This is a genomic window from Paenochrobactrum glaciei, from assembly GCF_039522165.1.
Taxonomy (GTDB): Bacteria; Pseudomonadota; Alphaproteobacteria; order Rhizobiales; family Rhizobiaceae; genus Paenochrobactrum; species Paenochrobactrum glaciei.
Map to the genome: position 1 here is coordinate 178,508 of NZ_BAAADE010000004.1, position 12,791 is coordinate 191,298.

Genomic DNA, 12,791 nt, shown 5'->3' on the forward strand with positions numbered 1-12,791 from the left:
TTTCAGATCAATCTTTAGAAACAGTGCTCAGGAAGTTGGTGTCAAAGGTAGGCCCAAGTCTGAAACCTTTAACATTGCCGCGAATGCCTGCCACTTCAACCTGCTGAAAGATCATCACAAACGGACTTGTATCGAGTGCTTCCTGCTGAAGCTTTTCATACATTTTTGCACGTTTGTCTGTGTCGCGTTCCAGCAATGCAGCCTGAACCTGTTCGGTGAGTTCAGGAATGTCCCAGGCATTACGCCAGGCAAGCGTTTTATTGGCTGCATCATCGCCATTATCAGGATTGGCTGTAAAGGCTTCGGCATTGGAGTTCGGATCCCAATAATCCATGCCCCACTGACCGATATAAAGATCATGATTACGCGCACGATATTTGGTCAGTGTTTGCTTGCCGTCACCCGGAATAATGTCAACTTTAATGCCGGCTTGTGCCGCCGTTTGCTGGAAGGATTCAGCAATGCCCGTTACTGGCTGTGTGTTACGCACATCAAAAGTAACGCTCAAACCGTCTTTCAAGCCGGCTTTTTCCAGCAGTTCTTTTGCTTTGGCAGGATCAAGCTTATATGGCTGCTCATCAAGTGCGCCCAGAACGCCCTTTGGCTGATAACTCTGACGGATTTCACCAATGCCCTTAATCAAAGTTTTGCCGATTGCATCGTAATCAACCAGATATTTAAAAGCTTCACGCACTTCCGGCTTAGCTAAATTTTCATTTTTCTGGTTAAGGCTGATATAATAAACGGTGCCTTTAGGAGCGCTCACTGATTGGAGGTCTTTATTGCTCAGAACAGCCTCGTAATCGCCCGGCTCAAGATTACGCGCAACGTCCACATCGCCCGTTTCAAGCATCAGGCGCTGCGTAGCGCTTTCTTTCACATGGCGATACATCACCCGAGCCAGCTTGGCCGGATCGTCATAATAATTCTCATTGCGCTCAAGCACGACGATTTCATTGGCACGCCAGTCACGGATTTTGAAAGGCCCTGAGCCTGCATAATTGGTTTTAAGCCAAGCATTGCCATAGTCAGTGTCATATTTATAATCATCTGTCGGCGTCACTTTGGCAGAATTCTGCTCCAGCAGATCTTTATCAACGATCTTGCCAACAGTGGCCGTGAGACAGTTCAGCACGAAACTTGGTGCATATGGCTTGTCAATTTTCAGTACAAAAGTTGTGTCATCAACGGCTTTGGCATTCTCAACGACATTATCGCCGGTCAAACCAAACTGGGTGAGAATAAAAGCAGGTGACTTATCAAGACGGACGCCGCGTTCAAAACTATAGGCAACATCTTTCGCGGTCAGCGCATTTCCGGAAGCAAATTTTAAACCTTCACGGATTTTGAATGTATAGGTCAGGCCGTCATCGGAAACAGTCCAGCTTTCAGCCACCCCAGGCACAACCTGTGCCGGATCATCAATATTCAGACGAACAAGGCTGTCATAGGCATTACCCAGAACTTCAGCCGGACTAATTTCAAACGATTCAGCCGGATCAAGAGTGATGATATCATCAATAGCCCATGCTTCTACGAGCGTGTCAGCAGGTGTTGCTGCATTGGCAGCGCCTGCGACTGCAAAAATAGTAGCCATAGCTGCACTTGCCGCCAGCGTTTTCAGATATCCCTTATTCTTCATAATATACTCCCGTTTGATCTTTTTACGATTATGTAATTATTAAGCATTCCGCCAGACATTGCGTAAAACGCGCTGCCAGTTGGTAAGGCATATTTTATTGATATCGTCCTGATTGTAGCCCGCATCGCGCAATGCCCCGACAAGAGCCTGACTGCCGGATGCATCAGCAATAGCCTTAGGAATAAGTGCGCCATCATAATCAGAACCAAGCGCGACACAGTCGATCCCCATCCGCTCAACCATATAGTCAATGTGCCGGATCATATCGCTTAAAGGTGTATCAGCATTTTCCTGCCCATCAGCCCGCAGCATCGTAGTGGCAAAATTCAAGCCGACAACACCCTTACTTTCCTTTACTGCGTCCAGTTGTTTGTCAGTTAAATTACGCGCAACCGGTGTCAGACTATGGGCATTTGAATGACTGACGACCAATGGATGACTGCTCAGCTTGGCAACATCCCAAAAGCCTTGTTCTGTGATATGCGCAAGATCAACCATAATGCCCATATGATCGCAGGCTTTGATCAGTTCCCGCCCTGCATCAGTCAAACCCGGCCCGGTATCCGGATGGGCTGGATAAGCGAACGGAACGCCATGACCAAATATATTATTACGGCTCCAGACAGGCCCCAGTGAGCGCAGGCCAGCTGCGTACCAGACTTCCAGCTCATCCAGATTTTTACTGATGGGTTCGCAACCCTCAAGATGTAAAACAGCTGCGAAAATACCAGCATCAATCGCTTTATCCAGATCAGTCGCAGTGCGACACAGGCGCCAGCTGCCAGCACGCTCCAATCGGAGCGCTATGGCAGCAATTTCCAATGCGATGACCAGAGACTTGGTATAATCAAGCGGCTTATTGAGCGGTGTCGAATAATGCCCGTTTGAATCGGGCGGTGCCAATTGAAGGCTCTGCTCATTGGGAATATAGATGGCAGAAATCCCACCTGCCAGACCGCCTTTTTTCGAGCGCGGCAGATCGATATGTCCTTCAGTAGTGCCTTCTGTAAACTCTTTTACAGGGTCTGAGCCATTTCGGGAATTTTCCCAAAGCCTTAGTAAAACGTCATTATGGCCATCAAAAATTTTCTGCATCATTTAGCGCACGCCCATTCACAGAAAATCTAAATTCTTATGATTACTCATGACATGCTCTCCCCATATTCACGTACCCTCATCAGATATCAGGGGCTAAGAATAGAGAATTGTCAAGGTAACTGCGTTTGGGATTTATACGCTATGTATCAATTTGAGATATTACGTTAAAATAAACAATTAATGCATATATCGATGAATTAGCTAAAGAAATGGCTGAGAACGCGACATCTCTGCCGATTTCAATATAGATAGATACATTTAAAAAATAATTCTAATTTATTAAATACTAAAATGATGTTAAAAGTGACAGTTTTCAAAAAATCATTTCACCATATTCTATATCCGCAAAATTAATTTAAATAACTAATGGATATAAAAATGGCTTATAGGTTAATAGGAACGGAAATATCCGAAAATATATATGTAAATGATCAATTTACCATAACTCCATCTATAACATGGGAAAGTACTGATGCAGACATCACAACGAATGCGAGAATAACTATTAGTCAAGGACAAACAAATACAATTCAGCCATTATTTCAGTCGTCTTTCCCACTAATATTAAGTGTTGCTGAAGCTAGCATAGACAAAATTAATCGCACTGCAATTTTTAACCGTGCTCGTTTAAAAGCGATTGCTGCAGGACAAGCAAGTTTAGCTTTCACAACATCGTCACCAACAATCTCACAAATTACATCTAATATTACTGTACTTCCAGCAGATACTCTAATTACTTCAAGCGGGTTAAGTCAGTCATCCATGCAGGTGGCTACAACAGATGACCTCACACCCTCAACCGCCACAGCAGATCAAAAGTCAACGATCGTCATTACTGCAACCTCAGGCGGAGCCCCTGTTAGCAATCTTGAAGTCACATTCACTATTCGAGACTCCAATTTGGTATCAAATCGTCGAGGAGGACGGATCTTTGATCCAAACAGTACCGATGATCCCAACAGGCCACTCAGTGGTGTTGCATCAGGTCTAGGCAGCAGATCATTTAAAGTTAAAACTCAGGCAGACGGAAAAGCAACATTAATTATCGTTGCCAACACAACACCAGCATTTTTGGACATCAGTGTGGACGCGGGCACAAATGGCGTTCCGACAATGCAGCTTTATTTATACGATAACAGTGTTATTCGCCCTCAATCAGCGCCTCAACCTCTACTACCTAGAAACTCCCAAGGTAATTACGACGCGACATCGGTCACGGGATCAACATTTTCTGTTGCTTTAAATGATGTGCCGTTACAAGACGCTGATTTTGTTGGTTTAATACTAAATGATAAATTTCAAACCCAGCTCGTTCCTTCCGAGTTTACACCATTTCCAATCAATAACTTGAACCCTAGAAACGCGAGAGCAACCGCAAACATTAGTGATCTTGTAGGCAATAACGGTCAAAATGTAATGTTTTATTCAATAGGCAGACAGGGAAACATGTTTAATTCGCAACGCACACAATTCACTGTAGCAACAGGTCCTACCCCTCCACCAAAACCAACCTTAGAAAATGTCGGCCCGTTCGTTCAACCTGATGGCGGCGTGATTAATTTAAGGAGTCTCGAAGGTAGCAATGGAATTGATTTCATCGTACCGGTTGGAGCTGACGCAACAAAACTTCAAAATAGTGGCACTACTCTCACCACAACAAATATTATTCGCATCTTTGTAAGTCTTAGAGGCGATGACTCAAACGGTCAATTCCGTGAATTAACTAAGTTTTTTGACCAGCAAGTGACGAATGTTAGCAATGGAGCTGAACAAACAATCAACATTCCTGCTGACGAATTTATCGGTTTTGGCCCCACAAATCCGGCAGGAGGAAATACATACTCTATTTTCTATCAGTATTTACCATCCAGCACCATCTTCACTCCGGTAATCGGTGATTCAAAAGCACTTATCGGCCCGATCAGCACATCATTAGCATGAGGATGATATGACACAAACACTCCTCACTGTCCCTGAGCTTACACCTAGTCTAACCCCTCTAGATTCAAATAATGTCTTAGTTTTGGATAAGCTTCAAGGCAATGCTCAGTCCTCTATCGAAAATTGGGACTTAATGCGAATACCAACGACAGTCGACTTATTATTGAATGGTACCGTAATTGCAACCCAAACAGTTAAATTTGATTCATCTACAAAGCTTCCATTTATTGATAATTTTGATATTCCAACATATAATAAAAATGGAGATTTAAATTATAAAATTGGAAATAATACTATTCAATACGCTGTAACTATAGATGACGGCACACCTCACCCGAACAAAAGTTACTCAAAAGAGTTGAAATTTAAAGTTATTTATGACGAAGATTCAGGCAACCTTAAAATAGATATAGCCGAAGGTGCCGCTGCCTATAATGATGATTACAAGCATTTGATGCCAGCAAATATTGCTGTCATACGCGGTACGCCTGGAACAATCTGGAAAGCACACGGCGATGGAAATACGAGATTTCAAGAAGCTGGCGGCGCAGATAGTGTTCTTTTTCAATTAGACGACAAAGGTGTTTGTCCGATCGTACTAATAAAAATTGACAATATCAATACTGGCCCCAGATATGACACGAAACTTGCTGTAGTGAAAGACGGCATAACTATTACAAGGGAAAACGACAAAAAGCCATTACTATCCTCACCAGTTACATTCGGTAATTACGTTCAAGTAACAGGTGATGCATCAAGCCAATTTAAATCATACTGCATCAACACAAAATGCATTGCAGATGGGCAAACAATGTCAATTGTTAGTATCATTATGCAGGACTCAAATGAAGATGAAACATTACTTGTATCAGTTGATGAAAATTTAGAATTTCTTCAAAAAACTTTAAGAACAGGTTTTAAGTTTTCAATGAGCAATAATAAAACAATTAATGTCATCAACAAAACTGCAGAATTTGCAGTAACTAGCCAAGATCCCGGTCAGTTTAATATTTTTATATCTTCTGTTTTTGAAACAGATGCACTTTTAAATATAAAAGCAAATTTCTTTAATTTATCTTGATCAATACAGGGCTGCTCATATAAAAAGCAGCCCTGTATATTTTAGTTAAATCATTACCACTTTATTTTGAAACCTAATGTTCCTTTAACATTATAACTTTTCGCGAAATTTTTTAAGCTTGTATTAACAGAACCTTCTCCATAGAGAGCATATTTATTATCTGCCCACATATAGGTGCCTCCGGCACCAATCCCCCCCCATGTTTTTTCATTATTATGTTCAAAGTTCAAACCAGCTACTGCAACCTTAGGAGCCTTCATGAACTCCTGATACAGATTAACTATAGTATAAATATCAGAACGACTAACCATACCATTAGACGCATACCAGCCATTACTATAATTTGCAGATATACCTAATCTTCCCCTCAAGCTATTTCCATTGCCTTTACTGACAGAAGCACCCCAAGCATCATTAAAGGAATCAAAATCCACTGAAGACCATATGAATTGCATTTGCGGAGTTAGTGACCAATGACTATCAACATAAATACGCTTTCCAGCCTCTAAACTTGCACTATATCCAAAACCTTTACTATCTTCGAGAAGTGATCTGCTTGTCGTGGTCGAATAAAGATTGCTATCATAGCGCATGAGTTGTGCCTGACCATCTAAATAAAAACCATTATCCGCATACCACGTCAGAGTAGTCCCAAGACCCCAACCCTGGGTGTCGATTTTACCATCACCGTGATCAGAAATAACGCTAGATCTGGCAGTTCCGTATTGTGCCGTGAAGCCACCAATCAACTTGCCAGTTTCACCTTCATAAAACTGTCCATCAAGCCCAGCTTGTAAAATTAATGAATTTACATTTTGCGCCATACCGGATGTTGATACTCTAGCCTCGAAATGTTCGTAACTACCTTCAACGCGCCCCCAAATGCCTCCATTATCGATCAATGGACCGCTCTGGGCTTCCGGTATAAAAGGCTCTCCTACTATGGCATCTGCACCTTGTTCAATAATCGGATTACTTGCCCCCTTCCAGTAGCGCTCGCCAACACGTTGCTGAAGCGTTGGCAACCGATTGAGTGCTTGCATTGAATGCAGATAACCCTCATAAACCGGAGCTCCAGGGTTATATCGAGGTGGATTTGGGCTCACATGCGGATTAACAGGATTAACTGGATTAACAGGATTATCTGGATTAACAGGATTAACAGGATTATCTGGCTGCCCTAACGACGACCTTAAATACCAGTTACCATCATTAGGATCGGCTAATCCATTCTTATGAAGCGTATAAGAATAAGCACCAACAACAATTGATGACTGCCCGTCCTTAGTTACAGCGTTACCTTCTAAGGTAAACGTCGCATCAGACTGGCCACCCACTTCTATGATGTTTATGCCCTCGACAGTATGAGCACCCAAACCATCGCGATTAATGACATGAACATTAGCTGAGCCCGATGAGTTGCCCTTAACTATAAGCCGGCTCGCCTGTGAATCATCTCCGCCCAGCACAGCAGAAATCTCAACATTACCGGCATTACCTATATAATCGCCATTAACTGTCAGTACTCCGATACCTTTTTGACCCGGGGCAACTGTGCTTCCTGCTTCATGTGTGAGACTTCCGACTGAACCGGCCCCCTCCAATCGTCCGTTCACAGCATGCATAGTGCCTGCAATACTACCCATTACGGACAAGACACCTTCTTCCAGTTTCCAGGGCGCACTATCACCTTGTGCTCCAAGCAGTGTCCAATGACTACTGCCCGTCTTTTTATAATCAGAAAAACCAGTGTATTGCTGAGTTGCCCCCTCTATACCAAGCTTAGAAATATCAAAGCTATCGTCTTTTGCGCCCCCAAATACCAAATGGTTTTTTCCACCTGTTGCACTAACTAGCCCCGTTATTTTATTGCCACCACGCAATTCAAGTGTATTATTGTCACCATCAAACGAAACCATTGGTGTATTTGCTTCATCTGTAAGTTCGCCAAATCCTTCAAGAAATGGTCCTCCTGATATTATGCCTTCATGGACAATAATATTTGAGTTACCCTCAACCACTATAAATGGGTCGTATTTTGTTGTTGCATTAAAACCAGTATAAACTTTACCGTTTTCTTTATTATTAAAAACAATCCCATCACCTGCCATAATGACTGCAGGCTGGGTACTGAAGTTCGCCGAGTTAAACGCAACCGATATCCTACCACTATTGTTCAAAACTGTTCCAGACCGCATATATACACCTGCACCCGCCTGCGCGCCCAAGCTACCATCAAAAGTACTTCCCGCTGCGCCCCCCAGTATATGGCCTGCATTATTTACAGTCCCTTTATTGATCAGCAATCCCAATCCGCCACCGCCTGCAGATACAAGTGGCGACCGGTCAAGTGAGCCACCGTTTACAGTTGTCCCCCCTAAGCCTCCCTCAACACCTGAATGTTCAGGTATATTTAAAACATCCCCATTAAAAACAACACCAACTCCGCCACCACCCGAACCAACCAAGCCGGCATTACCCTCTATAGGATCATTCTTTGCGCCGTAGCCCCCTAAACCTCCCCTGATAGGTCGAGTGAGGGTATAAGTACTGGCATTAATGATTACACTAACAGCCCCGCCCCCGCCAGCGGCACTTTCACCTTGTGCCCCTGGATTACCATTCGCCGAAAAGTCAAGGGGCCCTGGCAACTCATCAGTCTCATTATTAATAATTGTAGGTTTACCACCGCGACCACCACCACCAGCCGGAAACTGAGGTAACGCCGATGTTGATCCCCGACCACCTGATCCGTCTGTCGGTACTGCTGGCGCCGGATGCCCTACAGTCGACCCACCACTACCACCATATACGTCAGCCCCCCCTCCACGACCACCAACAATTTCACCGTTAGGACCTACGCTACCAGAACCGCCCCCATTACCAGCAGCCAGAACAAGTGAAGTAGAAGACAAAAGCACAAGCAAAGAAATATTTAATAAATTTCGATTAATTATCATAAATTACCTCTTTAATGTATAAAATAAATGAAAAAAATTAATCATTTAAAGCTACACAAGAGAACAATAGAGTCAATTAAAGCAAAAAATATTACTGTATTATTTTACAAAATCTTGACAATAATTAAATATTAAAATATTTACTACCTTTATTAAACTATAATTCAATAAATATTAATATATAATGCAAAATATTATAAATTTAATAAAAAAATAGCGCCAAATATTATGGCGCTATTTTATTAAATTACGGATACTTAATATTTATTCTATTGCCAATGAAAAGCATGACTGGCATGAGCATCCTGATATGAAGCAGAAAGGGTACCGGAATGTGCCTGCGGTGAAGATCCATTCGACCATACGGCCATAGTGACCGAAAAATGAGCATTGCCGTCGGTTCGCATAAATACCTGCGTCGTACCGTTCCCAGATACACATTGCGACATCTGAGAGCCATCATTCGCAAACTTATACCAGCCAGCAAGCGCATTTGCTGCGAAATCACATCGAACAATCTGCCCTGCTACTGGATACCCATTACGCGTCAACCGAACAGATGCTATATTACCAAGCCCGGGGGGAGCCATTACAGAATATGGCGCTGTAACATTATCCCTTAATGGAATTATTTCAATATCGTACCGGTCATGGGCAACCGGCACTGGCTTAGGTTTCACTTCAGCTAAGAATGTAACAGTTACCTCATTTGAAACAACAGGATCATCCTCTTCTCTGGCAGATCCCTTTGGATAGAACAGCTCCGCTACGATGACTGCCGATACATCACTGGTGATATTAGTATTTTTATATTTAATCCATACATCAACATCAGTTTCATCACCCGTTGTAGAAATACTTTTTAAATAACCAAATGTTGCATTATCAGAAGAAGCGTTTGCTTCAAAAATTAAATATTCCTGATGGTCTGGAGTATTTTTTAAAGTAACACCTAGCACATAATGCTGCTTCGGACTATTATGTGGCAGTTTAATTTTAGCACGAACAGCAGTGTAATCACCATCTATCACTTTTGCATTATTTTTTATAACTTCCAAAGTCAGAGCAGGCGTTACAATACTTGTCTCAAAAATAACATCTGTATTAGCATTCACAGTTGCATTTAATTCCACTATACAAGTAACCGTTGTAGTAAATGACCCATCCTTAGCTGCGATGACTGCAACGCGAACTTGCCCCTTTTCATCCGTAGTAACAGTAATTGATTTCGTACCGTTTATGAAATTAGCCCGACTACTTTGAGGAAGCGTAAAAATAAGCGAGATATTCTTTCCTGGGGCGCCCTTCATATCTGTTAAGGTGGCTAAAACTTCATCCTGTTGACCCGTGCCAAAAGTTGCATGGTTCTTTGTTGTTTCTAGTGTAAGCCTAGTAAACTGCTCAATTGGAACGTCAGCCTTAAAGTGAACATCAAGATTTGCTTTTGGCTCATCCTGCCCCTGCAGTTTGCACGTTACATTAACCGTTACATCGTTTGCTGAGCGAGCCCGTACTTTCGCTACAGCTTGACCATGCGCATCTGTACCAAGCACGAGCGATTTTGATGCATCAGTAAAAGTTGCATCAACACCTGAAGGAAGGGCAAAAACAAGATTTTTTCCTTGTGCAGCCACTCCTTGTGAATCCAGCAGAGTAGCCTGTACTGCTATTGTAGCCACACCATCAGCCTGAACACCGTCCTGTGTTATGCGCTCTAACTTCAGGCCAGTTAATGTATTAATAAATGTATAATCCTGGGTGACATATTTGTCGCCATTCGTCGTGTACAAGAACGCCTTAATGGTTCCAGTTTCACCTATAGTGTCGACGATATGAACACTCGCCGTCCATGCCATATTGACAGCTTTTTTGACATATTTTTGTGCTGTTGTGCCTTCAAAAGTGGCACTTCCAGAAATAATTTGAAAGGCGATATATGCTGGATTATCAGGATTATAGTCCCCAGCATTATCAATCGTAGCATTTGCAATGATAACATCCTTACCATTTGCTTTTGCAACACCACTTTTAACTAAATTAAGCTTCAATGATGCTAAAACGGGCAGAACGATAGGATCATTTGAAAGCAAAATATCATTATCTATATCAGTCATTTTAAATTCCTATATATTAAAAATTACCAAGTAATTATAAAAATATAGTTCAATTAAAATGAAGCATATACTGTTAAATTAAACAGGGTGAGTTAAAAAATAAATGGTGCGCAAATTAATATGCGCACCACATATAATTAAAAAATCTATAATACATCAAATGAAAACTCACCGACGACCGCTGGATTAAGGTCACCTCTAGGCGGTTGCTCCATAACAACAGATACTTTCCTAACGTCCGGTGTCATAGTCTAACTTAACTCAGCCAAGCCTCTTTCATCAGAATACCACATAATATGGTTAGGGTAAAGAAATGGTAAATTAGGAGACAGGTAAGGAGAATCTGTCCAACCAACGAAAGGTCCAGTAAGAGCACTACGAGCTGGAAAAGGATACACACCAGCCCAAAATTTTATATGCGGAGCACTTTTTCCTGTGTCTTCATCAATAAGTCTAAATGTTACAATTCCCGATAAGCCACGATACATATGCCTAAGGTACTCAATAGTAATTTTTTTATTTTTCACTGGCACTGGCTGAGGTTTTTTTGCACTAAAAACGTAACAGTTACCTCATTTGAAACAACAGGGTTATCATTTTCTCTGGCTGATCCTTTTGGATAGAACAACTCCGCTACGATGACTGCCGATACATTACTGGTGATATTAGTATTTTTATATTTAATCCATACATCAATGTTGGTTTCATCACCCGTTGTAGAAATAGTATTTAAAAAAGCAAATGATGCATTATCAGAAGAACTATTTGCTGCAAAAATTAAATATTCCTGATGGTCTGGAGTATTTTTTAAAGTAACACCTAGCACATAATGCTGTTGCGGACTATTTGTTGGCAGTTTAATTTTAGCACGAACAGCAATGTAATCTCCATCTATCACTTTTGCATTATTTTTTGTAACTTCCAAAGTCAGAGCAGGCGTTACAATACTTGTCTCAAAAACAACATCTGTATTAGCATTAACAGTTGCATTCAATTCCACTATACAAGTGACCGTTGTCGTAAATGCCCCATCCTTGGCTGCGATGACTGCAACGCGAACTTGCCCCTTTTCATCCGTAGTAACAGTAATTGATTTCGTACCGTTTATGAAAATAGCGCGACTACTTTGCGGAAGCGTAAAAATAAGCGATATATTCTTTCCTGGGGCGCCCTTCATATCTGTTAAGGTGGCTAAAACTTCATCCTGTTGACCCGTGCCAAAAGTTGCATGGTTCTTTGTTGTTTCTAGTGTAAGCCTAGTATACTGCTCAATTGGAACGTCAGCCTTAAAGTGAACATCAAGATTTGCTTTTGGCTCATCCTGATCTTGCAGTTTACACGTTACATTAACTATCACATCGCTTGCTGAGCGAGCCCGTACTTTCGCTACAGCTTGACCATGCGCATCTGTACCAAGCACGAGCGCTTTTGATGCATCAGTAAAAGTTGCATCAACACCTGAAGGAAGGGCAAAAACAAGATTTTTTCCTTGTGCAGCCACTCCTTGTGAATCCACTAGGCTAGCCTGTACTGCTATTGTAGCCACACCATCAGCCTGAACACCGTCCTGTGACCTGAGCCCCAACACTCCTCCATTTTTCAGGAGAGTCTTAGAGTTTAATATTGGCCTTAAGCGGCCTGTTTTTCTAGAGCCATTTTTATGGCGAACTCATTCGGTGTGACATTGCCGAGTGAAGAGTGCGATCTGTTTTTGTTGTAATCATCCTTCCATGCTTTGATCTCAGTGCGCGCCTGAGCGAGCGAAGAGAACAAGGTCTCGTTCAGGCATTCATCACGGAAACTACCGTTGAAGCTTTCGACAAACCCATTTTGCATTGGTTTGCCCGGCGCGATGTAGTGCCATTCAATGCCCGTCTCCTGACACCACTTGAGAATGGCATGACTAGTCATTTCTGTCCCGTTGTCAGAAACTATCGTTCGTGGCTTGCCGAATT

General features: G+C 42.2%; 9 protein-coding genes. 2 read left to right on the plus strand and 7 right to left on the minus strand.

Features of this window, described 5'->3' with window-relative positions; genetic code table 11:
* Nucleotides 1-7: 7 nt before the first annotated feature.
* Both ABDZ76_RS12340 and ABDZ76_RS12345 read right to left on the minus strand, forming a co-directional pair.
* Entirely contained in the window at nt 8-1,642 is a 1,635-nt protein-coding gene (locus ABDZ76_RS12340) for an ABC transporter substrate-binding protein (protein ID WP_343805926.1), read from the minus strand.
* 39 nt (nt 1,643-1,681) lie between these two features.
* Nucleotides 1,682-2,737 (minus strand): dipeptidase, encoded by a 1,056-nt coding sequence (locus ABDZ76_RS12345; RefSeq protein ID WP_343805953.1) that lies wholly within the window; start codon nt 2,735-2,737, stop codon nt 1,682-1,684.
* A gap of 381 nt (nt 2,738-3,118) precedes the next feature.
* Here ABDZ76_RS12345 and ABDZ76_RS12350 point away from each other — a divergent pair, with 381 nt between their 5' ends.
* Together ABDZ76_RS12350 and ABDZ76_RS12355 are read left to right on the plus strand one after the other, a co-directional pair.
* Entirely contained in the window at nt 3,119-4,681 is a 1,563-nt protein-coding gene (locus tag ABDZ76_RS12350) for a hypothetical protein (RefSeq protein ID WP_343805928.1), read from the plus strand.
* Nucleotides 4,682-4,688: 7 nt separating this feature from the next.
* Nucleotides 4,689-5,762 (plus strand): hypothetical protein, encoded by a 1,074-nt coding sequence (locus ABDZ76_RS12355; protein WP_343805930.1) that lies wholly within the window; start codon nt 4,689-4,691, stop codon nt 5,760-5,762.
* 53 nt (nt 5,763-5,815) lie between these two features.
* Here ABDZ76_RS12355 and ABDZ76_RS12360 read toward each other — a convergent pair whose 3' ends face one another.
* The 5 genes from ABDZ76_RS12360 to ABDZ76_RS12380 form a co-directional block, all read right to left on the minus strand.
* On the minus strand, nt 5,816-8,722 hold the full coding sequence (locus tag ABDZ76_RS12360) for an autotransporter family protein (protein WP_343805931.1): 2,907 nt from the start codon (nt 8,720-8,722) through the stop codon (nt 5,816-5,818).
* Nucleotides 8,723-8,991: 269 nt separating this feature from the next.
* Nucleotides 8,992-10,836 (minus strand): Ig-like domain-containing protein, encoded by a 1,845-nt coding sequence (locus ABDZ76_RS12365; protein ID WP_343805933.1) that lies wholly within the window; start codon nt 10,834-10,836, stop codon nt 8,992-8,994.
* 251 nt (nt 10,837-11,087) lie between these two features.
* Complete coding sequence (locus tag ABDZ76_RS12370; RefSeq protein ID WP_343805935.1) at nt 11,088-11,363, minus strand: hypothetical protein; 276 nt, start codon at nt 11,361-11,363, stop codon at nt 11,088-11,090.
* On the minus strand, nt 11,360-12,424 hold the full coding sequence (locus ABDZ76_RS12375) for an Ig-like domain-containing protein (protein ID WP_374844620.1): 1,065 nt from the start codon (nt 12,422-12,424) through the stop codon (nt 11,360-11,362). The genes ABDZ76_RS12370 and ABDZ76_RS12375 overlap by 4 nt, the downstream gene beginning before the upstream one ends.
* A gap of 41 nt (nt 12,425-12,465) precedes the next feature.
* Nucleotides 12,466-12,791 (minus strand): integrase core domain-containing protein (locus ABDZ76_RS12380; protein WP_343805939.1); only part of this gene is annotated, 326 nt, incomplete at its 5' end.